The organism is Dolomitihabitans soli, assembly GCF_022213955.1.
Lineage (GTDB): Bacteria > Actinomycetota > Actinomycetes > Streptosporangiales > Streptosporangiaceae > Streptosporangium_A > Streptosporangium_A soli.
This window is the reverse complement of record NZ_JAKNTW010000006.1, coordinates 62,158-83,783: the sequence shown is the minus strand read 5'-3', so window position 1 is coordinate 83,783 and position 21,626 is coordinate 62,158. Positions and strand designations below refer to the sequence as shown.

Annotated in this window: 19 protein-coding genes; 12 read left to right on the top strand and 7 right to left on the bottom strand. The window is 70.9% G+C overall.

Going from position 1 to position 21,626, the window contains the following annotated elements; translation table 11 throughout:
- Position 1 precedes the first annotated feature (1 nt).
- The 4 genes from MBA17_RS13840 to MBA17_RS13825 are packed head-to-tail and all read right to left on the bottom strand — an operon-like array spanning position 2 to position 4,378.
- A complete protein-coding gene (locus MBA17_RS13840) occupies positions 2–859 on the bottom strand; it encodes an FAD binding domain-containing protein (RefSeq protein ID WP_238496833.1) in 858 nt (285 codons plus the stop codon).
- Positions 856–2,163: an MFS transporter gene (locus MBA17_RS13835; protein WP_238496832.1), complete on the bottom strand. Its 1,308-nt coding sequence runs from the start codon at positions 2,161–2,163 to the stop codon at positions 856–858. The genes MBA17_RS13840 and MBA17_RS13835 overlap by 4 nt, the downstream gene beginning before the upstream one ends.
- 5 nt (positions 2,164–2,168) lie before the next feature.
- Positions 2,169–3,347 carry a peptidase dimerization domain-containing protein gene (locus tag MBA17_RS13830; protein WP_238496831.1) on the bottom strand — a complete coding sequence of 393 codons (1,179 nt, stop codon included), beginning with the start codon at positions 3,345–3,347 and terminating at the stop codon, positions 2,169–2,171.
- Positions 3,344–4,378 carry an LLM class flavin-dependent oxidoreductase gene (locus tag MBA17_RS13825; RefSeq protein WP_238496830.1) on the bottom strand — a complete coding sequence of 345 codons (1,035 nt, stop codon included), beginning with the start codon at positions 4,376–4,378 and terminating at the stop codon, positions 3,344–3,346. Before MBA17_RS13825 ends, MBA17_RS13830 begins: the two co-directional genes overlap by 4 nt.
- A gap of 95 nt (positions 4,379–4,473) precedes the next feature.
- Between MBA17_RS13825 and MBA17_RS13820 the strand changes: the two genes are divergently transcribed.
- Both MBA17_RS13820 and MBA17_RS13815 read left to right on the top strand, forming a co-directional pair.
- Positions 4,474–5,274, top strand: coding sequence for a FadR/GntR family transcriptional regulator (locus tag MBA17_RS13820; RefSeq protein WP_238496829.1), 801 nt, complete (start codon positions 4,474–4,476; stop codon positions 5,272–5,274).
- Positions 5,275–5,644: 370 nt separating this feature from the next.
- Positions 5,645–6,859, top strand: a complete 1,215-nt coding sequence (locus tag MBA17_RS13815; protein WP_238496828.1) for a cytochrome P450 — start codon at positions 5,645–5,647, stop codon at positions 6,857–6,859.
- 307 nt (positions 6,860–7,166) lie between these two features.
- Here the strand turns inward: MBA17_RS13815 and gmd are convergent, their stop codons facing one another.
- Entirely contained in the window at positions 7,167–8,195 is a 1,029-nt protein-coding gene (gene gmd / locus MBA17_RS13810; protein ID WP_238496827.1) for a GDP-mannose 4,6-dehydratase, read from the bottom strand.
- A gap of 294 nt (positions 8,196–8,489) precedes the next feature.
- Between gmd and MBA17_RS13805 the strand changes: the two genes are divergently transcribed.
- The 4 genes from MBA17_RS13805 (at position 8,490) to MBA17_RS13790 (ending at position 14,699) form a co-directional block, all read left to right on the top strand.
- Complete coding sequence (locus MBA17_RS13805) at positions 8,490–9,734, top strand: glycosyltransferase family 4 protein (protein WP_238496826.1); 1,245 nt, start codon at positions 8,490–8,492, stop codon at positions 9,732–9,734.
- 28 nt (positions 9,735–9,762) lie between these two features.
- Positions 9,763–10,476, top strand: a complete 714-nt coding sequence (locus MBA17_RS13800) for a class I SAM-dependent methyltransferase (RefSeq protein ID WP_238496825.1) — start codon at positions 9,763–9,765, stop codon at positions 10,474–10,476.
- Positions 10,473–11,519 carry a prenyltransferase/squalene oxidase repeat-containing protein gene (locus MBA17_RS13795; RefSeq protein ID WP_238496824.1) on the top strand — a complete coding sequence of 349 codons (1,047 nt, stop codon included), beginning with the start codon at positions 10,473–10,475 and terminating at the stop codon, positions 11,517–11,519. Before MBA17_RS13800 ends, MBA17_RS13795 begins: the two co-directional genes overlap by 4 nt.
- 438 nt (positions 11,520–11,957) lie before the next feature.
- A complete protein-coding gene (locus MBA17_RS13790; protein ID WP_238496823.1) occupies positions 11,958–14,699 on the top strand; it encodes a type I polyketide synthase in 2,742 nt (913 codons plus the stop codon).
- A 168-nt stretch (positions 14,700–14,867) separates the two neighbouring features.
- Here MBA17_RS13790 and MBA17_RS13785 read toward each other — a convergent pair whose 3' ends face one another.
- Positions 14,868–15,506 (bottom strand): class I SAM-dependent methyltransferase, encoded by a 639-nt coding sequence (locus MBA17_RS13785; RefSeq protein WP_455432762.1) that lies wholly within the window; start codon positions 15,504–15,506, stop codon positions 14,868–14,870.
- Between the two features lie 124 nt (positions 15,507–15,630).
- Here MBA17_RS13785 and MBA17_RS13780 point away from each other — a divergent pair, with 124 nt between their 5' ends.
- Genes MBA17_RS13780 through MBA17_RS13770 form a run of 3 tightly spaced genes read left to right on the top strand, consistent with a single transcriptional unit; the run spans position 15,631 to position 17,418 of the window.
- A complete protein-coding gene (locus MBA17_RS13780; RefSeq protein ID WP_238496822.1) occupies positions 15,631–16,101 on the top strand; it encodes a pyridoxamine 5'-phosphate oxidase family protein in 471 nt (156 codons plus the stop codon).
- Positions 16,102–16,116: 15 nt separating this feature from the next.
- Entirely contained in the window at positions 16,117–16,308 is a 192-nt protein-coding gene (locus MBA17_RS13775) for a ferredoxin (RefSeq protein ID WP_238496821.1), read from the top strand.
- A 24-nt stretch (positions 16,309–16,332) separates the two neighbouring features.
- A complete protein-coding gene (locus MBA17_RS13770; RefSeq protein ID WP_238496820.1) occupies positions 16,333–17,418 on the top strand; it encodes an alcohol dehydrogenase catalytic domain-containing protein in 1,086 nt (361 codons plus the stop codon).
- A gap of 349 nt (positions 17,419–17,767) precedes the next feature.
- Here the strand turns inward: MBA17_RS13770 and MBA17_RS13765 are convergent, their stop codons facing one another.
- Positions 17,768–18,691, bottom strand: a complete 924-nt coding sequence (locus MBA17_RS13765) for an AraC-like ligand-binding domain-containing protein (RefSeq protein ID WP_238496819.1) — start codon at positions 18,689–18,691, stop codon at positions 17,768–17,770.
- A 178-nt stretch (positions 18,692–18,869) separates the two neighbouring features.
- On the opposite strand from MBA17_RS13765, the gene MBA17_RS13760 reads away from it, so the two are divergent.
- The 3 genes from MBA17_RS13760 (at position 18,870) to MBA17_RS13750 (ending at position 21,621) form a co-directional block, all read left to right on the top strand.
- Positions 18,870–19,445, top strand: a complete 576-nt coding sequence (locus MBA17_RS13760) for a dioxygenase family protein (protein ID WP_238496818.1) — start codon at positions 18,870–18,872, stop codon at positions 19,443–19,445.
- 166 nt (positions 19,446–19,611) lie between these two features.
- On the top strand, positions 19,612–20,145 hold the full coding sequence (locus MBA17_RS13755; protein ID WP_455432761.1) for a GNAT family N-acetyltransferase: 534 nt from the start codon (positions 19,612–19,614) through the stop codon (positions 20,143–20,145).
- A gap of 201 nt (positions 20,146–20,346) precedes the next feature.
- Entirely contained in the window at positions 20,347–21,621 is a 1,275-nt protein-coding gene (locus tag MBA17_RS13750; RefSeq protein ID WP_238496816.1) for an ATP-binding protein, read from the top strand.
- Positions 21,622–21,626: the final 5 nt, after the last annotated feature.

Here is a 21,626-nt window from a genome sequence, read left to right as displayed (position 1 = left end):
GTCAGCTCCTCCGGTATTCCTGCCAGGCCCACGTGAGCGTGCGCCGGGCGAGTACGGCCACCGCGTGCCGGCGGTAGCCCGCGGTTCCCCGCACGTCGTCGATGGGTGCCGTGGCGGCCGCCGCGAGTTCGGCGAACCGCGCCGTGACCGATGCCGGCAGCTCGCGGCGGCCGTCCCAGTCGAGCTCGGCGCCCGCGAACGTCTCGGCGTCCCCGGCCACCACGGGGGTGGGCGCCGCCGAGCCGACGGCACAGCCCACCCGGCGGCGCGGCGGATCCAGCGTCACGGCCACGGACGCGACCGCGATCACCATCGCGTTCCGCGGCCCGAGCTTGGCGAACTGCTCCGCCCCCGCAGCCACGGGGATCCGCACCGCCGCCACGATCTCGTCGTCCGCCAGCACGGACCGTCCCGGGCCGAGGAAGAAGTCACGGGCGGGCACCCGGCGCGTCCCGCGCAGCGAGGCGAGCTCGATCGAGGCCCGCGCCGCGAGCAGCGGGGGCAACGCGTCCCCGGCCGGCGACGCCGTACCGAGGTTCCCGCCCACGGTCGCCCGGTTGCGGATCTGCGCGGACCCGATCGTCCGCGCCGCCCGCGCCAGGCCGGGCAGCGCGCCGCCCAGCTCGTCCACGATCCGCGTGTACGGCACGCCCGCGCCGAGGACGATCGTGTCGTCCTCCCGCGACCACTCCCGCAGTTCGGGCACCCGGCTGACGTCGAGCAGCGCCGCCGGGGAGGTGTGCCCGAAGTTCAGCCCGACCATGACGTCCGTGCCGCCCGCGATCAGGGTGGCGTCCGGATGCGCGGCCTTCAGCTCGCAGGCGTGCCGCAGATCGGCCGCCGTGTGGAACCCCGTCATACCCGGCCCGCCTCGGGGGCCGGGTCCACCGCCGCCGTCGCCGGGTCCGCGTGCCGCTCGGTGAGGAAGATCGTGGCCACCGCCCCGACCACGCCGGCCGCGGTCATGTAGATCGCGATGGCCGACCACGACCCGGTCGAGTCGAACAGCCAGGTGGCGATGATCGGCGCCAGCCCGCTGCCGAACACGGTCCCCAGCGTGTAGCCGACCGACATGCCGGTGTAGCGCACGGCGGGCGGGAAGACGTGCGCGAAGAACGTCGGCATCGTGCCGTAGTTCGCGGCGTACGGGATGAACAGCAGCACGAACCCGAGCAGCATCAACCCGAAGGACCCGCTCTGGAAGGTGCTGAACCACACGTACGGCAGCGCCGCCATCCCCACGATGCCGATCCAGAAGATCTTCTTCCGGTCCACCCGGTCGGACAGCCAGCCGAAGAACGGGATGGCCACGATGGTGAACACGTTCACCAGCAGGACCAGCTCCAGGATCATGTTCCGGTCCATGCCGAGTTGCTTCTCGCCGAAGCTGAGCGAGTAGACCGTGGCGATGTAGAAGGTCGCGCCGGCCGGAATGTAGGCCAGGCACATCAGCAGCACCCGGGACCAGTGCTTGGTGAGCACCTCGGCGAGCGGCGCCTTCCTGACCTCGCCGCTGTCCTTGACCTGCTGGAAGTCCGGGCTCTCCGCCAGCTTGAGCCTGATGAGCAGGCCGAGGCCGACCAGGATCGCGCTGAGCAGGAACGGCACCCGCCAGCCCCAGGTGAGGAAGGACTCGTCGGAGAGCTGCGAGGTGAGCAGGAAGACCAGGTTGGCCAGCAGCAGCCCCCAGGCCGCGCCGGTGTTCACCAGGGCGCCGAAGAACCCCCGGCGGGAGCGGGCGGCGTGCTCGACGCTCATCAGCACGGCTCCGCCGTACTCGCCGCCGAGGGAGAGGCCCTGCACGATGCGGAGCAGGACGAGCAGGATCGGGGCGGCGGCGCCGATCGAGTCGTAGGTCGGCAGCAGGCCGATGCACAGCGTCGCCCCGCCCATCAGGCACAGGGTGACGACCAGCATCGACTTGCGGCCGATCCGGTCGCCGAAGTGCCCGAACAGCGCGCCGCCGATCGGCCTCGCCACGAACGCGAGGGCGAACGTAGACAGCGAGAGCAGCGTCCCCACGAAGTCGTCGTAGCTGGGGAAGAAGAGCTTGTCGAACACCAGGACGGCGGCGGTGCCGTAGATGAAGAACTCGTACCATTCGATCGTCGTGCCGGCGAGGCTGGCGAGGACGACCCTGGTGGAACTCGATCGGTGGGCCATGATGCTCACGCCTCCAGGAACCGGGTGACTGTGTCACGGAGCACGGCGGCCTCGTCGCGGAGGGCAGATAGCCGCACGTAGTCGTCGCCGAGCAGGTCACCCTCGGCGGGGACGCCGAACATGACGGTGGGGATGCCCATCTCGGACGGGCCGCCGGCGTCGAAGGTACCGCCGTAGACGCCGTGCCGGGGCTCGCCGAGCCGGGCGCGGATCGCGGCGTCGAGCGGGCCGAGCACGTCCCGCCGCTCGGGCGGGAGGTAGGCGGGCAGCATGGTGACGCCCGCCCGGACGTCGATGTCGCAGCCGCCCGCCGCCAGGTCCTGCAGGGCCGCGCCGATCTCGGCGGCCGCCGCGACCGGGTCGGTGCCCGGCACCAGCCGCCGGTCCACCGTGATCCGCGCCGACTCGGGCAGCGTGTGCGGGGCCAGCGGCTCGTAACTCACCAGGTACGGCACGACCTGCTCGTGGCCCAGCTCCGGATGGGATCGGGTCCGCGCCTTCTCGTCGAGTGCGCGCAGCCGGGTGACGACGTCGGCGACGGTGTCGATGACCCGGCCGCCGTCCGGCGGGACCGAGGAGTGCGTCGCCTTGCCCTTGACGTCGATGAGCACGTCGACCCGGCCGCGGTTCCCGATCGACACCTCGAAGCCGGTGCAGAAGAGCTGCACGACGAGGTCGGGGGTGTGCGGCAGGGCGTCGAGCATCGCCCACGAGCAGTCGTGGCTGCTGCGTCCCTCGTTGTTGACGCAGAGCAGCAGGGTGCCGTGCAACGGGACGCGCTCGGCCACGATCCACCGGGCGAGGTCCAGCAGGCACGCCTGGTGCGCCTTGTTCTGCGACACTCCCTGGCCGAACAGGCACGGCTCGTCGACGCCGAGCTCGATCGGCGTGCGGATGGCGCCCGACCAGGGGTCGGCCATCAGGTTGTGGTGCTGCGTCGGCGTGTAGGCCATCAGCGCCAGGGTGGGGCCCTGGCCGTCGCCCAGCCGTACCGCGAACTGGTTGCGGGGGAGGTCGATGATGTCGAGCGCGCCGGCCGCCAGGAACGCGGGGCGCAGGGATCCCTGCACGTAGTCGGTGAGGATCGGGTGGTCGGGCTCCATGAGCGTCTCCGCGCCCAGCGGCACGGCGGAGGGCACCCGGGCGAGCGCCGCGAGGGCGTCCACCACGTATTCGCCGGTCATGAGGTCGCCGCCGTGTCCGCGCGAAGCCGGGGCAGCACGTCGCCGCCGAAGCTCTCGATCAGCTCGCTGGGCAGCGTGTAGTTGCCCACGTGCCGGAGGTAGAAGCCGGTCGCGCCGAGCTCGACCGCCCGCCTCGCCCGGACCAGGATGTCGTCGACGGTGCCGAACAGGCAGAACGTCTGCGCGAAGCGGACCGCCATCTCGTCGGTCACCCACTTCGAGGCGTGCTTGATCGCCAGCTCCCAGTCTTCGGCGTGCACCATGTCGGGATAGACCTCGGGCACCTTGGGCGGCGGGGCCAGCTCGATCCCGGCCAGCCGGAGGAACTCCTGGCCGCCGATGGTCGCCATGTGCAGGCAGATCGGCTTCAGCACGGCCGCGTCACGTTCCAGGTCGTCGGTGACCTTGCAGAAGGCGCCGACGGTGAACTCGAAGTCCCGCTCCGCCCCGGCCATGCCCGTCGCCACGGACTTCCTCGTCTGGTCGAGGGTCTCCGGCGAGATGCCGGCCAGGGTGACGACGCCGTCGGCGATCTCGCCGGCCAGTTCCAGCGTGCGCGGGCCGCTGGCCGCGATGTGCACCGGCACGGTTCCCCGGGCGTCGCGCAGCCGGAGCCGCCGCTCGCCGTAGTCCCGCTCACCACCGCTGAGCAGCCCGCGGATCTCCTCGATGGCCGCGCGCAGCTCGGCCCGCTTGGTGGGCCGGATGCCCAGCGGCTTCACCGAGCTGTCTCCCGTGCCCAGGCCGAGCACCACGCGACCGGGCGCCAGCTCCGCGACGGTGTTGATGCCGGAGGCCACCACGGTGGGATGGCGGGTGACGACGTTGGTGACGGCGGTGGCCAGTTCGATGGTGTCGGTCCGGGTCGCGGCGAGCGCCATCACGGCGTAGACGTCGCGCCACAACAACTGGGAGTCGGCGATCCAGGCCACGTCGAATCCGTGTTCCTCGGCGCGCCGTACCTCCGCCGCCACCTGGTCCGCGCGCGTCGCCGGGGGGAAGCGGACGCCGATCTTGAGTCGTGTGCTCACACGATTCACCTCTGCTCTGGTGTCCTCATCTGCGATTAGGTCGGCAAACTAGTCTGCTGTCAGACATCAGTCAATCGCTGTGGCACAATGTTCTGGTGAGCACCGACCAGGCACCGGCCCGTGACACCCTGCGTTACGAACCGCTGGCCCGGACTCCGCTACCCGATGTCATCGCCGAGCAACTCCTGGCCGAGATCGACTCCGGCGCCCTGCGTCCCGGCGACAAACTCCCCTCCGAGCCCGAACTGGCCCGCCAGTTCCAGGTCGGCCGCAGTTCGCTGCGCGAGGCCATCCGCAAGCTGCACACGCTCGGCGTGGTCGAGGTCGTCCGCGGCCGCGGCACCTTCGTACGGCACCGCACCGAGCCCGAGCCGACCCCGCAGTTCGCGCACTGGAGCGCCACCGAGGGCCCGGCCATCGCCGAGGTCCTCGAAGTGCGGATCGGGCTGGAGCTCGCCGCCTCCGGGCTGGCCTGCGTCCGCGCCACCCAGGCCGACATCGACGCCATGGCCGCGCGCTGCCGGGAGCACGAGGCCGCCCGCCGCAAGGGCAACCTGGACGAGCTGGTGCGCACCGACGAGTTGGTCCACGAGAGCCTGATCCGCGCCGCCCACAACGACCTGCTGTTGCAGATGTATCTGGTGCTGGTCCCGCAGATGGCCGAGTTCCGCGAGCACACGCTCGCCCTGGGCCGGGCCGACGAGCGGTTCGACCCCGATCACCGGGCCATGCTCGCCGGGCTGGTCAAGCGGGACGCCGCCGCCGTCCGCCAGGCGGCCGTCCACCACATCGGCGCGCTCTACGGCGAGGTCCGGGCGGCGGGCACCGCCGAGACGAACGGCCGCCCCGCGCCCACCATGCTCGACTTCGCCACCATTCTCGCCACCTTCACCTGACTGCTCCTGCCGTTCTCTGAACGGTCACGTATTGAATCCATCCCTTGCCGCACCAGCATGGGCAGCATTCGATACATGGACTTTCCGGCGCGAGCAATATGACGGGCGCGTGTCGACCAACGGGGATGGCCGGCGGGCAGGTGGGGCGGCCATCAGCCACGGGCGCTGGAGTGCCATTGGTCCACGGACGCCGGGTGCCGTACGCACTTAAAAGTGAGCTGTCCTCCAATTGGCGCCCAGATCGTCTCAGGTGACCGTGCGACAGCGGTACGGTGGCCTTGTCTTGACTTACCCTTCCGCGCGTAATAGAACACGTTTCAGCACGCCGTTCTGACCAAGCGCTTGATCAAGTCGGAGGTACTCGGCCCGCATGAACCCCTCTGACATCGACCTCGTCGACCAGGATCACTACGCCGAGCACGGTGCCCCCCACGAGCAGCTCCGCTGGCTGCGGGCCAACTCCCCGGTCTTCTGGCACCAGGGCGACCCCGAGCGTGACTGGCCCGGCTTCTGGGCCGTCACCAAACTCGACGACGTCGTGCAGGTCTCCCGCAACTCGGAGCTGTTCTCCTCCAGCCGGCGGCTCGCGCTGTTCAACGAGGTGCCCGAGGAGCAGCGGGCGCTGCAGCAGATGATGATGCTCAACCAGGACCCGCCGGAGCACACCCGCCGGCGCTCCCTGGTCAACCGCGGCTTCACCCCCCGTGCCATCGGCGCGCTGGAGAAGCACATTCAGGACATCTGCGAGTCGCTGCTCGACGAGGCCGAGCGCCTCCCCGAGGTCGACTTCGTCCGCGACATCGCCGCGCCCCTCCCCCTCTACGTGATCTGCGAGCTGCTCGGCGCCCCCGTCGAGGACCGCGACAAGATCTTCACCTGGTCCAACCGGATGATCGGCTCCGAAGACGCCGACTACGCCGAGTCGCCCGAAGAGGGCGCGGCCGCCGCGATGGAGATCTACGCCTACGCGAACCGGCTCGCCGCCGAACGCCGCGAGAACCCGCGTGACGACATCGTCACCAAGCTCATCCAGCCGGGCGACGGCGGCGAGGTGCTCAGCGAGGACGAGTTCGACCTGTTCGTGCTGTTGCTCATCGTGGCGGGCAACGAGACGACCCGCAACGCCGCCTCGGGCGGGATGCTCGCCCTCTTCGAGGAGCCCGAGCAGTGGCGACGCCTGGTCGCCGACCCCGCCCTGGCCCGCACCGCCTCCGACGAGATCGTCCGCTGGGTCTCCCCGGTCAACCTCTTCCGCCGCACCGTCACCGCCGACACCACCATCGGCTCGCAGGCGGTCGCCGAGGGCGACAAGGTCGTGGTCTTCTACTCCTCGGCCAACCGCGACGAGTCCGTCTTCGCCTCGCCGTACACCTTCGACATCGGCCGCGACCCCAACCCGCACATCGGCTTCGGCGGCGGCGGCGCGCACTTCTGCCTCGGCAACCACCTGGCCAAGCTCGAACTCCGCGTCCTGTTCGAGACCCTCGCCCGCCGCTACCCCGGCCTCCGCCAGACCGGCGAGGCCCGCCGCCTCCGCTCCAACTTCATCAACGGCATCAAGGACCTTCCGGTCAGCCTGTCCTGATCCCCCGCGAGATCCCCCGCGAGCGTTCGTACGGCACAGCCCACGTGGCACCACTCGCCGCCGGCGACCGGGGTCCGTGGGCCCACGCCACTCCAGCGCACGGGGCTGGGCGCCGTGACGACCCGGCCGCCGGCCATGGTCTCCGGTTCAAAAACCCGCCCATCCACACCGTCAGGCGATCAAGGCCCGCCCTCCTCAGGACCGGCGGCGCCCACATCTCATCGAACTCACACGTGATGCAACTCACGTCCGATGCGAGTTGCGTCACGTGTGAGTTACCGATGTGGCGGCTCACATCGAGGAACCGTCAGGGCCAGGAGGAGTCCTGGTCGGGGTCGCCGCCTTCGGAGAGGAGGCGGAGGTCCGACTCGACCATCATGGCGACGAGTTCCTCGAAGGAGACCGTGGGTTCCCAGCCGAGCTGGGAGCGGGCCTTCTTCGGGTCGGCGCACAGCAGGTCGACCTCGGCGGGACGATGCAGCGACCGGTCGGAGACGACGTACCGTTCCCAGTCGAGACCGGCGGCGGAGAAGGCGGCCTCCACCAGGTCGCGCACCGACTGGGTGCGGCCGGTGCCGATCACGTAGTCCTCGGGCGTCTCGGTCCGCAGCATCAGGTGCATGGCGCGCACGTAGTCACCGGCGTAGCCCCAGTCGCGGCGGGCCTCCATGTTGCCCAGGCGCAGCTCGGTGGCGAGGCCGAGCTTGATCCTCGCCACCCCGCGGGACACCTTCCTGGTGACGAACTCGGCTCCGCGCCGGGGGGACTCGTGGTTGAACAGGATGCCGGAGACGGCGAACATCCCGTAGGACTCGCGGTAGTTCTGGGTGAGGAAGTGCCCGTAGGTCTTGGCCACGCCGTACGGCGAGCGGGGGTGGAAGGGGGTGCTCTCGGTCTGCGGGGTCTCCCGGACCTGGCCGAACATCTCGGATGACGAAGCCTGGTAGAAGCGGATCTGCTCGGAGCCGGCGGCGGTGCGGGACGACGAGATCCCCGAGCACACCCGGATCGCCTCCAGCATGCGCAGCACGCCCATTCCGGTGACCTCGGCGGTCAGCTCGGCCTGCTCCCAGGACATCGGCACGAAGGAGATGGCGCCGAGGTTGTAGACCTCGTCCGGCCGTACCTTCTCGACCGCCGAGATCAGCGAGCCCTGGTCGAGCAGGTCGCCCCGGACGAGGTGGAGGTCCTGCAGCAACCGGCGGACGCGCGAGGCCCGGGGGTTGGCCTGGCCGCGCACCAGGCCCCACACCTCGTAGCCCTCGGCGAGCAGATACTCGGCGAGATAGGAACCGTCCTGCCCTGTTATGCCGGTGATGAGCGCGCGCCTGGCCAACGGTTTCCTCCAACACTCGTCTTTGAGAGGTGAATGTACCGCTACGCGCCCTGCCGACCGCTATGACCGACCCGGCGCAGTGCCGCCCCATCGCCTAGAACACGTTCCACCGAGTCACGCTCGGTTAGGCTAACTGTGCAGTTCGCACACCATGGGAGTGACCTGAGGCACAATTCCACATTAGGTCCGGCTGAGCTCCTGGATGGTAAGGTTCGCGACTAAGGTCATCTTTCACGGTACATGCCCGCTCCGGGCGGTCACCGTCGCGGCTACCTTCGGAGAAAGGGGTGTCCCGTGGCAGATGCGGAGGCCCTGCGGGTCGCGCTGCTCTCCTACCGCAGCAAGCCGACCTGCGGAGGTCAGGGCGTCTATCTCCGCCATCTCAGCCGCGAGTTGATCGCGCTCGGTCACCAGGTCGAGGTCTTCTCCGGCCCGCCGTACCCCGAGCTCGACGACGGCGTGGTCCTGACCAAGGTGACCAGCCTCGACCTCTACCGCGACGAGGACCCGTTCCGCACCCCCAAGCTCGCCGAGTACCGCGACTGGATCGACCTCCTGGAGGTCGGCACCATGTGGACGGCCGGCTTCCCCGAGCCGCTGACCTTCACCCTCCGCGCCTACCGCGAGCTCAAGCGGCGCGTCGGCGACTTCGACGTCGTCCAGGACAACCAGACCCTCGGGTACGGCCTGCTGGGCATCCAGAAGCTGTTCCCCGTGGTCGGCACGATCCACCATCCGATCAGCGTCGACCGCCGCATCGAGCTTGAGGCCGCCACCGGGTGGAAGAAGCTCACCATGCGCAGGTGGTACGGCTTCGTCCGGATGCAGGGCCTGGTCGCGGCCCGGCTGAACCCGATCCTGACCGTCAGCGAGTCGTCCATCGCCGACATCCACCGCGACTTCAACGTGCCCCAGGCCAACATGCGGCTCATCCCGCTCGGCGTGGACACCCGCTTCTTCCACCCCCGCCCGCACCTGCCGAGGCGCAAGGGGTCGATCGTCGCCGTCGCCAGCGCCGACTCCCCCATGAAGGGCGTGGCGACGCTGCTGCGCGCGGTCGCGAAACTGGCCACCGAGCGCGACGTCAACCTGACCGTGGTCAGCAAGCCCACCCCCGGCGGCCCCACCGAGCGGCTGGTGGCCGAACTGAGCCTCGCGGACCGGGTGCGGTTCGTGCACGGCATCTCCGACGACGAGCTGGGTGAGCTGATCGCCACCTCGGAGATCGCCGTCGTGCCCTCCCTCTACGAGGGCTTCTCCCTGCCCGCCGTGGAGCACATGGCCTGCGCCACGCCGCTGGTCGCCAGCCGTACCGGGGCCCTGCCCGAGGTCGTCGGCGACGCGGCCGTGCAGGTGCCGCCCGGCGACGCCGAGGAGCTGGCCGCGGTGCTGCGCCGGTTGCACGACTCGCCGGACGAGCGCGAGCGGGTCGGCCGGGCGGGCTACGAACGGGTCCTCGCGCGCTACACCTGGAACGTCGTGGCCAAGCGCACCGTCGAGACCTACCGTGAGGCCATCCGCACCCGTGCGGGCAAGTGACACCACCTGAGGAACAAGGGAGCGGCGCGTGCTGACTGTCGACTTCGGACGCCTGCCGGTCGGACCGGGGAACCGTGTCCTCGACCTGGGTTGCGGAGGCGGGCGGCACGCCTTCGAGGTGCTGCGCAGAGGCGCCGACGTGGTGGCCTTCGACCAGGACGCGGCCGAGCTCGACACCGTCGCCGGCATGTTCGCCGCGATGGACAAGGCGGGCGAGGTCCCCTCCGGCGCGTCGTCAGACACCGTCGTGGGAGACGCGCTCGCGATGCCGTTCGAGGACGCCGGCTTCGACCGGGTGATCGCGGCGGAGGTGCTGGAGCACATCCCCGACGACATGGCCGCGATGCGGGAGATCTTCCGGGTGCTCAAGCCGGGCGGCCGGGCCGCGATCACCGTGCCGAGCTTCCTGCCCGAGCGCATCTGCTGGGCGCTGGACGAGGATTATCACACCGCCCCCGGCGGACATGTCCGGATCTACACGCTGGCGGAGCTTGAGGCCAAGCTGAAGTCGACCGGCTTCGAGATCGGCCCGCACCACCACGCCCACGGCCTGCACGCGCCGTACTGGTGGATCAAGTGCGCGGTCGGCGTGAACAACGACGAGCATCCGCTGGCCAAGGCGTACCACGAGATCCTCGTCTGGGACATCATGGCGCGCCCGGCCGTGACCCGGCTGGCCGAGAGCGTGCTCAACCCCCTGATCGGCAAGAGCGTGGTGCTCTACGTCCGGAAGCCCGCGTGACGGAGGTGCTCGGGCCGGGACGCTTACTCCAGACCGCCCAGAGCATCGCGGCCATCCAGGACGACGACGGCGGAGTGCCGTGGCCCGAGGGTCACGTGGACGCCTGGAACCACATCGAATGCCTGATGGCGATGCGCGTCGCGGGCCTCCACGACCAGGTCAGGCGCGGCTACGAGTGGCTCGTACGGCACCAGCGGGCCGACGGTTCCTGGCCCATGAAGGTGACCGGCGGCCAGGCCGTCGAGCACGGCGGCGAGTCCAATCACGCCGCCTACATCGCGGTCGGCGTCTGGCACGAGCTGCTCGTCACCGGCGACGACGCGTTCGCCCGCCGGTTGTGGCCCGTCGTGCGGACCGCGCTCGACTTCGTCGTCGACCTGCAGACCGAGCGCGGCGAGATCGTCTGGGAACGGTCCGCCGCCGGCGTCGCCGCGAGTGAAGCGCTGCTCACCGGCTGCTCCTCGATCCACCAGAGCCTGCGCTACGGAGTACGGCTGGCGGAGCACGTCGGCGATCCGCAGCCGGAATGGGAGCTCGCCGCCGACCGGCTCGGCCACGTCGTCGCCGCCCATCCCGAGGCGTTCGCCGACAAGGGCCGCTTCTCCATGGACTGGTACTACCCCGTGCTCGGCGGAGCCGTACGCGGGGACGCGGCCCACGCCCGGCTGGCCGCCGAGTGGGAGACCTTCGTGGTGCCCGGCCTCGGCAGCCGGTGCGTCTCCGACCAGCCGTGGGTGACCGGCGCCGAGACGTGCGAGCTCGTCCTCACGCTGGACGCCGTCGGCGACCGGGACCGCGCCGGACGGCTCTTCGCCGACATCCAGCGCCTCCGCCACGAGGACGGCTCCTACTGGACGGGCTGGCAGTTCGCCAACTCCCGCTGGTTCCCCCACGAACGCTCCGCCTACACCGCCGCCGCCGTGATCCTCGCCGCCGACGCGCTGACCGACGGCACCCCGGGCGCCGCCGTCTTCCGCGACGCCACCGCCCCCGTCGCCGCCCCCACCGACCTCTGCGGCTGCCGCACCCCCTCCCACACCTGACCGCTGCGATCAGGACGCCGGGTCGCTCAGGTGTACGCGCCCCGGCGCGACCCGGTGCGGGCCGGCGCGACCCGGTGCGGGCCGGCGCGACCCAACGCGGGCCGGTGCGGGCCGGCGCAACCCGGTGCGGGCCAGTGCGGACCAGTGCGGGCCGGTGCGGACCAGTGCGGGCCGGTACAACCCAGCGCGGGCCGGTGCGGGCCGCCGCCACGCCACGGTGCTCTGCCGCTGATCACCGATTCTTTGCGCGGACGCGTGAGTGCCGCGCTTGAACGGCCGCGACGGCGCCGGTTACCTTCAGCGATGGCCTGATTCCACCGGGCCATCGGGGAGTCGTTGTCGGCAACGTTGCGCAAACCGGGATCATCGCCGCGGTTCGGGTGACGCGCTGCCGCAACCCGCAGCGGGTACGGCGGCGCGACAGCACAGGGAGTACACGTGGGGACCACCACCGTGACCGCCGCGATCGTCGGGATGGCCTGTGTCTTCCCCGAGGCACCCGACCCCGGCGCCCTCTGGGAGTCCGTGCTCTGCCGCCGCCGGGCCTTCCTCCCCGACCCGGCCCGCGAGGGTTCCCTGATGGCGCGGATCGAGGGCGCGTCCTTCGATCGGCGCGGCGACGGCCTCGCGACCGACACGGCGGCCCAGGCACTCGCCGACGCCGGCTTCCCCGACGCGAAGGGCCTGGACCGGGAGCGCGTCGCCGTCGTCATCGGCGCCGCCGGTGGCGCGCTGCTCCCGCAGAGCGGCATCTCGATCAACGGTCTCCCCGACGGCACGGACCAACGGACGATCGCGGGCAACGTGTGCCACCGGCTGGACCTGCGGGGCAGCGGCTACGACGTGGCCGCCGGCTGCGCGTCGTCACTGGTGGCGGTGGTCAACGCGTGCCGGTCGCTGCGTGACGGCGGAGCCGACTTCGTGCTCGCCGGCGGCGTGGACCTCGGGCACGACCGTCCCGACGGGTACTGGCCGGGCGAAGGCTGCGGAATCGTCGCCCTGATGCGCACGGCCGACGCCCTCGACCAGGGCCTCCGCGTCTACGCTGAGATCGCCGGCTGGGGCGTCTCCTCCGACGGCCGCGACGGCGACCCCCGCGGCGACTCCGACGGCCAGCTCCTCGCCCTGCGCCGCGCCTACGCGCACGCGGGAGTCCTGCCCGGCGAGGTCGGCCTCTTCGAGGGGTACGGCGGAGCCGCCGCCGACGCCACCGACCTGGCCGCGCTGGCCGCCCTCCTCACCCCGGTCCCCGCCTCCGCCGGCCCCTTCACCCGTCCGGCGATCGGCTCCGTCAAGTCGAACATCGGCCACACCAGGGCCGCCGCCGGAGTCGCCGGGCTGATCAAGGCCGCCCAGAGCGTGGCGTACGGCGTGCTCCCCCCGGCCACCGCCTGCGGTCGCCGGCACGACCTCCTCGACGACCTGGCCACCCCGCTCCGCGCCCTGGCCCACCCGGAGCCCTGGCCCACCGAGCCCGACGACCCCCGCCACGCCGGGGTGAGCGCCATGGGCCCCGGCGGTGTCAACACCCACCTCGTCCTCCGCTCCGCACCCTTCTCCCTGGCGACCCCCTCCGCCGCCGGCTCCGCCTCAGTCGCCCCCTCCTCCACGAACGTCTCCCTCACCAGCCCCTCGTTCACGAGCGCCGACTTCGACGGCCATCCGTTCGCGAGCCCTGCTGCCGCGACCTCGCCGTCGGCAGGCCGTCCCGGCGCGGGCCCGCCCTTCGTCCGCCCTGGTTCGGCGCCCCCTCCCGCGGCCGGCCGTTCCACCGGACCTCCGTTCGCGCGCCCCGGTTCCGCGAGCCCTCTCGTCGCGGGCCGTACAGGCGCGACCCCTTCCTCGGCAGGCACCCGGCCGCCCCGCCGTACCGGACCGCACGAAGCCGCCGTGACCGGCTGCGGCGGGCCGGTTCCGGGGGCGGCGCCTTCGATGGCGGAACCGCTGGTGTTCGCGGTCTCCGGGGGCGGCGAACGAGAGGTGCTGGAGGTGCTCGACCGCGTCGCGGACCAGGCCGGGCGGTGGACGGAGGGCGAGTTGCACGATCTGGCGTGCGCGCTGAGCCGTCGGCCCGCCGGTGGGCCCACCCGGGTGGCGATCGTCGCCGGGACCTCAGAGCAGCTCGCCGAGCGGGCGCGGCTGGCCGGGAGGCGGGTGCGGACCCTTGTCGAGGGGCGGCTGACGACCGGGCCGGGGTTCTACGCGGGGGTGGCCGTACGAGGGCGGGTCACGCTGCTGTTCCCGGGGCAGGGCGCGCCGGTGCGCCGGAAGGAGGAGGCGGGACGCGGTCCGGCGAGCATCGCGGGAAGCGGTCCGGCGAGCATCGCGGGAAGCGGTCCGCGGGTGGTCGACACGGCGGTGGCGCAGCCGGCGATCCTGGACGCCTCGATCGCGGCGCTGCGCGAGCTGGACCGGCTGGGGCTGAACGCGGGGGCGGCGATCGGGCACAGCATCGGCGAGATCGCCGGCATGGTGTGGGCGGGCTGTCTGACGGTCCACGAGGCCCGCAGGCTGGTGCGCCGGCGCGGGCAGCTGATGAGCGAGCTGGGCACCCCCGAGACGGGCATGGTCAGCGTCCGCACGACCAGGGAGGGCGCGGAACGCCTGGTCGCGGGCACCGGAATGGTCATCGCGGCGGTGAACGGGCCCGCGTCCCACGTACTCGCCGGCCGCGACCCGGAGGTGGCGATGGTCGCGAAACGGGCCGCCGAGGAGGGGGTGGAGGCCACCGTGCTGCCGGTCTCCCGGGCGTTCCACTCGCCGCACGTCGCCGTCTGCGGCAACGCCTTCGCCGACTGCCTGTCCGGCCTGGTCTTCCAGGCTCCGCAACGCACGCTGATCTCCACGGTCACCGGGATGCCGCTGGCGCCCGGCGACGACCTGTCGATGCTGCTCCGGGCGCAACTGGTGGTCCCCGTCCGGTTCTGGGACGCGGTCTGCGAGGCGGCGGACGCGACCGACCTGTTCTGCGAGGCGGGCCCCGGACGCGGTCTGACCTCGCTGGTGGCGGAGACGGGCGTGCCCACGGTCAGCACCGACACCTTCGGCCCCGACGACGTCCCCGCCGCCGAGATCCCCGCCGCCCTGTGGGCCTGCGCCGCCCTCCCCGACCTGGCCACCCTGTACGGCACGCGCCACGCCCGCCCGATGGACATCTGGCGCGACCGCCACTACCTGTGACCGGGCCCGCCCCTCGGCCTACCGGAGATTGTCAGCCGGTCCCCTGACGATTCGGGGCGGCCGACCGGTTCACGTGCACGATGCCGACCGGTTCACGTGCACAACCCGGATGCCGACCGGTCCGCGTGACAGCCCGACGGCGGCCGATCCGCCGACCGCCAGGGGGCGTCAGCCGATCCCCGGGCCGACGCGCTCCAGGACGCGGAGCGATCCCTCCTGCCTGACCTCGATGAACGCGCCCGACTCCAGGGCTCTGCGATAGATCCGCCATGGCGCCTGCCCGCCGTCCTCCGGCCGCTCGAACACGTCGTGGACGGCCAGCACGCCGCCCTGCATCACGTGTGGCGCCCAGCCTTCGTAGTCGGCCCTGGCGGGGTCGTCGGAGTGGCCGCCGTCGATGAAGAGCACGGCCAGCGGCGTGTTCCACAACCGTGCGACCTGCTCCGACCGGCCCACCACGGCGATGACCTCCTCCTCCAGCCCGGCGGCGGCGATCGTCTGCCTGAAGACGGGCAGCGAGTCCATCTTGCCGATCCTGAGGTCCATCAGGGTGGGATCGTGGTGCGCCCAGCCGGGCTGGATCTCCTCTGAACCCCGGTGATGGTCGACGGTGACCACGACCGAGCCCGCCTGCCGGGCCGCCGCGCCGAGGTAGACGGCGGACTTCCCGCAGTAGGTGCCGATCTCACAGATCGGGCCGCGCGTGCCGTACGAGGAGGCGACCTCGAACAGGACCAGGCCCTCCTCAGCGGGCATGAATCCCTTGGCGCGCGCGGCCGCGTGCAGCAGCTCCGTTGGCATGGTCATCCGGGCATCCTGCCACCTGGCCCGGCCGCCGGACCACCCAGGTCGGGCCGGGGGCCGGGCAATGAACCGAATAACATTCCAGCGGGCCCTTGCCCGGCTTGGTGGAACCTGTTCTACTAGCTGCGTGAACCAGCGCGCTCGCATCGTGATGTCCGACGACGAGGTCACCTCCTTCCTCGGGGAATCGCGCAAACTCCAGCTCGGCACGATCAATTCCGACGGCACGCCGCACCTGGTCACCATGTTCTACGGGCTGTCCGGAACCGACCTCGCCTTCTGGACGTACAACAAGGCCCAGAAGACGATCAACATCGCGCGCGACCACCGGGTGACCTGCCTGATCGAGGCGGGAGACGACTACGCCGAACTGCGCGGCGTGATGGTCTACGGCGCGGCGCGGCTGGTCGACGACCCGTCGGAGGTGCTGGAGATCGGCATGTCGGTGACCCGCCGGATGGCCGGCATCACCGACGTCGACGACCAGCTACGCGAGTATGTCGCCCATACCGGGCGAAAAAGAGTTGCCTTCGTCATCGAGCCCCGGCGCGTGGTCTCATGGGACCATCGCAAGCTCAGCGTGACGACGTCCGCCTGACGTAACCGAGGTGACATGAGAATCGCATTCGATTATCTGGTCTGCGAGGCCAACGCGGTCTGCACGGGACTCGCACCGGAGGTCTTCGAGCTCGACGACAACGATCACCTCCACCTGCTGCTGCCCGAACCGCCGCCCGAGATGCTGGACCGCGTCCGGCACGCGGTGCGGTCCTGCCCCAAAGCCGCCCTTTCCCTAGAGGACTAGGCGCCCGTCAAGGAGGTATTCCCCATGCGAGCCGCGCTGTTGCACGCCGTCGGCGATGACAAGCTCGACATCCGCGATGACATCACGCTCGCCCCGATCGGCCCGGCCGACGTCCGGGTGAAGGTACGGGCGACCGGCGTCTGCCACTCCGACCTGTCGGTGCTCTCCGGCGTGCTGCCGATGCCGCTCCCGGTGATCCCCGGTCATGAGGGAGCGGGCGAGGTTCTCGAGGTGGGCGAGCACGTCACGTCGGTGCAGCCGGGCGACCACGTGATCGTCAACTGGACGCCCGCGTGCGGGCACTGCGCCAACTGCGTCGTCGGCCAGCCGTTCCTCTGCCTGACCTACGTCATGGACAGCTTCGTGAACGCCCGCTTCCGCTATGACGGCGACACGCCCGCGTTCGGCATGGCCGGCTGCGGCACCTGGGCCGAGGAGATCGTCATCCCCTGGCAGGGCGCCATCAAGGTCGACTCCGAGGTGCCGTTCGAGATCGCGGCCCTGATCGGCTGCGGCATCACCACGGGCGTCGGCGCGGCGATCAACACCGCGAAGGTACGGCCGGGCTCCACCGTCGCCGTGGTCGGCTGCGGCGGCGTCGGCCTGTCGGTGGTCCAGGGCGCCCGCGTCTCCGGCGCGAGCACGATCCTGGCCGTCGACCCCCTGGAGTCGAAGCACGCGCTCGCCAAGAAGGTCGGCGCCACCCACACCTGCACCCCCGACCAGCTCGCGGACGGCATCGCCGCGGCGACCGGCGGCCGTGGTTTCGACTACGCCTTCGAGGCGGTCGGCAAGTCGGCCGCCATCCTCACCGCGTGGAAGGCCGCACGCCGCGGCGGCGACGTCATCGTGGTGGGCGCGGGCGCGGCGGACGACATGGTCTCCATCTCGGCCTTCAGCCTGCTGTTCGAGGGCAAGAACCTGCTCAGCTCCCTCTACGGCGGGTCCGACACGCGCCGCGACTTCCCCTTCTACGCCGAGCTGTGGAAGGCCGGCAAGCTCGACCTGGAGAGCATGATCAGCTCACGGATCAAGCTCACCGACCTCAACGAGGCGGTGGCGGCGCTGAAGGGCGGCGAGGTCCTCCGCCAGATGGTCATCCTCGACTGACAGCGATGACATAGGTGAACGCCTTCCGGCGGGGTCCGACCGCGGGTCCTCAACAGGATCCACCGGCCCCGCCTGGGAGGCGCTCCACTCCAGACGGCGACCCCTGGGCGCGGAGCCGTCCACCCGGTTGAACGAGGCCGACGGGCGACCGGCTCCGCATCGTCTCAGGCGACGCCCCCGAGCTGTACAGGTCAGCACCGCCTCATCACAGGCCACCGGGTCGAACGAGGTCGGCGGGCGACCGGCTCCGCATCGTCACAGGCGACGCCCCCGAGCTGCACAGGTCAGCACCGCCTCATCACAGGCCACCGGGTTGAACGAGGTCGGCGGGCGGGTCGGCTGGGCGTCGTCACAGGCGGTGGTGGCTGGGCGTCGAGCCGTACGCTCGGCGGAAGGCCCGGCTGAACGAGGCCGGGTCGGGGAAGCCCCAGCGGGCGGCGATCAGGCCGACCGGCTCCCCACCGGCCAGTTCGCGGCGGCAGCGGTCCAGGCGGCGGGCGCGGACATGGGCGGCGACGGTGGTGCCGGCCTCCTGAAAGATCCGGTGGAGCTGGCGCACCGAGATGTGGTGGGCCTCCGCGACGGCGGCGGGGGTCAGGTCGACGCGGTGCAGGTTACCCTCGATCCACTCCTCGATACGGGCGAGCAACTCGGCATGCGCACCGTTCGCCGCCGGCTCGCCGTCGAGTCGTTCCTGCACCGCGCCAGTCACCAGGTTGACCAGCGCCTCGCCGAGATGGGGACCGGACGGTCCCTCCGCGGCGGAACCGTCGGCGGCCAGTGCCGTCAGGAACGACACCGCCAGCCTGCCCGGCCCCCTGCTGCTGGCCAAGATCGTGCCAGTGAGCATCCCGACCCGCGCCGGCGACACCGGCAGTGTCGCCTGCCGCATGGTGAGCGCCAGCAGGTGGTGCGCCTCCATGGTGAAGCGGATCGGCCGGGTCAGGTCGTAGAGGACCAGGTCGCCCGGGAACACCTCGACCTCCCGGCCCGACTGCTCCACCACACCCGAACCGCGCAGCAGCAGGCAGAGCTTGTACTGCTCGCTGCCGTCCGTGGTGACGCGCCTGGCCGCCCTGCTCACCACGTGCGCCGGCGCGCGCACGTCGGCCACCTCGACCGGTCCCAGCGTGCGGGCGGTGATCCGGGCGGGGAAGTCCGCCCTGTCCTCCGCCCGCATCTCCAGCGGGCCGAAGGCCTCGGACACCACGTGCTGCCAGAAGCCGGCCTGGTCCCGCACCGGCTGATCTGCGGTGTCGATGCAAATTGGCACCTTCCAAGAGTGCGTGCGGCAGGAGAGGAGGGGAAATCCCATCCGATACGCAACCGGTGTTATGCCCCCACCCGGCGTCGCCGGTCAACAACCTGGCGCGCACGGCAAAGCTCCCGGCGGGCGACCCGGATATACACATCAGGATGGTTGATTCGGATATTGGTAAGGAGCTGCTGCGATGACGCGCACTGCCGACGAGGAGCCGGGTCTCAGCCGCGAGGCGCACGTCACGGCGGGCGGCTTGGGCACCCTGACCGCGGCGATCCCCGGCTCCGCCGTACTCACTCCCGCCTGTGAGGACGGCGACGCCCTCGCCGCGCCCGACTTCGAGCCGGACTCCCCGGAACGCACCAACCTGATCACCCCCGGCACGTACGGCACCCGCCTGCTGCTCACCGGCCACGTGTACGGCGAGCCGGGCCGGCCGTTGCCCCGGGTGCTGCTGGACTTCTGGCACGCCGACTACCTCGGCCGCTACGACCTGACCGGCTTCCGGCTGCGCGGCCACCAGTTCACCTCGGAGACCGGCGCGTTCGCACTCTCCACGGTCGTCCCCGGCCTCTACCCGGACCGCACCCGCCACCTCCACCTCAGGGTCCGCCACGCGGACGGCCCGCTCCTGACCACCCAGCTCTTCTTCCCGCACGAGCCCCGCAACCAGACCGACCCGAAGTTCCACCCCGACCTGGTCATGACCGTCCAGACCGGCCCCACCGGCAGGATCGCCACCTTCGACATCGTCCTGCCCACATAGGGGTCCCCCGTACGGCGGGCCGGGGTCGCGACACCCGGCCCGCCTTTCTATGTAGATTGAATCTAGGTAGATGGCATCTACATAGGAGGGCTCGACGTCGTCTGGGGTCCTGACGACGTCGTCGCCGTGTGGTCGTGACCGGCGTTCGTGCTGGAGGATGGCAGGCGTGACCGAGGTGCGAATCGCCCATACCTCCGACCTAGCCGCCGCCACCCTCAAGGCGGCCCGTGTCCTGCTTCATGACGCCTTCGAGGGCGACCTGTCCGATCACGACTGGGAGCACGCGCTGGGCGGCGTGCACGCCCTGGTGTGGGAGGGAGCCGAGCTGGTCGGGCATGCGTCCGTCGTCCAGCGGCGGCTGCTGCACGACGGGCGGGCGCTGCGCACGGGCTACGTCGAAGGCGTCGCCGTACGCGCGGACCGCCGCCGTCGCGGCCTCGGCGCGGCCATGATGGCGGCGCTGGAGCGAGTCGTGCTCGGCGCCTACGACCTGGGCGCCCTGAGTTCCTCCGAAGAGGCCACCACCCTCTACGCCGCACGCGGCTGGCGGCTCTGGCAGGGCCCCACCTCGGCGCTCACCCCCACCGGCATCCGCCCCACACCCGAGGACGACGGCGGCGTCTACGTCTTCCCGCCGGCCGTCCCGCTCGACCTGACCGGCCACCTCACCTGCGACTGGCGCGACGGCGACGTGTGGTGAGACCCCACCGAACCTCCTGTGAAGTGTCGGTTGGAAGCCCTGTGAAATGTCGGTTCGGAGTCTGTGAAGTGTCGGTTGGAAGCCCCGTGAAATGTCGGTCCAAGATCTGTGAAGTGTCGGTTCGAAGCCCTGTCAAATGTCGGTCGTGACATACTGAGCTGCTGGTTCGCAGATCTTGGGAGTACCGGTAGGGGCTGGTCGATGATGGCTGACGAAGGTACGACCCGTGGGCTGGTCACCCGATGTATCACCGACCGCGCTCACGAGTTCCTCGACGACTTCAGGGTGCTGATCATCAACGGGCCTCGTCAGTCCGGCAAGACGACACTGCTCAAACAGATGAAGCACGACCGGGGTGGGACGTATCTCACCCTCGACGACGGCCCGCTGCGGGCCGCCGCCCAGACCGACCCGGCGACCTTCATCTCGGACGGTCCACGGCCGATGATGATCGACGAGATCCAGCGTGGCGGCGACGATCTCGTACTGGCCATCAAGGCGGCGGTGGACGTGGCCTCCCAACGGAGCCAGTTCGTTCTCGCCGGATCCACCCGGTTTCTCTCCACTCCCTCGCTGAGCGAGTCGCTGGCAGGCCGCGCCGCGGTCATCGAAGTGTGGCCGTTCGCCGAAGCGGAACTGTCGGGCAAGCCGACGTCGTTCCTCGCCACGGCGTTCGCCGAACCTGAGGCACTCCGCACGGGCGCGCCCTCTCAGCTCAGCCGCCGCGACTACTTCGAGCTGATCTGCCGGGGCTCCTATCCCGAGGCGATCACGATGCGCTCGGAGCGCGCCCGCGGGCAGTGGTACCAGACTTACGTCCAGTCTGTGATCGATACCGACATCCGCGAGATGGCACGGATCGAGGAGCCGAGTAACCTGCGTCAGCTCATGGCGTTGTCGGCGGCGAACACCGGCCAGGAGTTCAACAGCATGAAGGCCGGGAGCGACCTCCAGCTTCACCGCAGTACGGTCAACCGCTACCTCGGTCTCCTCGAAACCGTGTTCCTCGTCCGGCTGCTCCCGGCATGGTCGAGGAATCTCGCGGCCCGTGCGCTCAAGCGGCCGAAGCTTCACCTGACCGACACTGGTTTGGCCGCACATCTGCTCGCCGTGGACGCCGAAGGTTTGACCGCACGCGTGTCGCCCGCCAGGGGTCCGCTTGTCGAATCCTTCATCGTCAACGAGATCGCCAAGCAGGCGACCTGGTCCTCGGCTTCCCTGCGTCTCAATCACTGGAGAGTCAGCCAGGGGCCCGAGGTCGATCTCGTGATCGAACGTACGAACGGGCTGGTGATCGGGGTGGAGTGCAAGTCCACCGACGCGATCGACCAACGTGACTTCCGCGGGCTCACAGCCCTCCGGGAGATGCTCGGGGACGACTTCGTCCACGGCTTCGTCTTCTACACCGGGCCGCGGTCGCTCTCGTTCGGCGATCGGCTGACGGCCCTGCCGATCAGTGCCCTGTGGGACAGGTGAGCCGG

Bases quoted from the DNA above. Each gene is read 5' to 3' on its own strand.
- MBA17_RS13840 (WP_238496833.1), bottom strand. From the start codon at position 859: ATGACGGGGTTCCACACGGCGGCCGATCTGCGGCACGCCTGCGAGCTG.
- MBA17_RS13835 (WP_238496832.1), bottom strand. From the start codon at position 2,163: ATGGCCCACCGATCGAGTTCCACCAGGGTCGTCCTCGCCAGCCTCGCC.
- MBA17_RS13830 (WP_238496831.1), bottom strand. From the start codon at position 3,347: ATGACCGGCGAATACGTGGTGGACGCCCTCGCGGCGCTCGCCCGGGTG.
- MBA17_RS13815 (WP_238496828.1), top strand. From the start codon at position 5,645: ATGAACCCCTCTGACATCGACCTCGTCGACCAGGATCACTACGCCGAG.
- MBA17_RS13785 (WP_455432762.1), bottom strand. From the start codon at position 15,506: ATGACCATGCCAACGGAGCTGCTGCACGCGGCCGCGCGCGCCAAGGGA.
- MBA17_RS13775 (WP_238496821.1), top strand. From the start codon at position 16,117: ATGAGAATCGCATTCGATTATCTGGTCTGCGAGGCCAACGCGGTCTGC.
- MBA17_RS13770 (WP_238496820.1), top strand. From the start codon at position 16,333: ATGCGAGCCGCGCTGTTGCACGCCGTCGGCGATGACAAGCTCGACATC.
- MBA17_RS13760 (WP_238496818.1), top strand. From the start codon at position 18,870: ATGACGCGCACTGCCGACGAGGAGCCGGGTCTCAGCCGCGAGGCGCAC.
- MBA17_RS13750 (WP_238496816.1), top strand. From the start codon at position 20,347: ATGATGGCTGACGAAGGTACGACCCGTGGGCTGGTCACCCGATGTATC.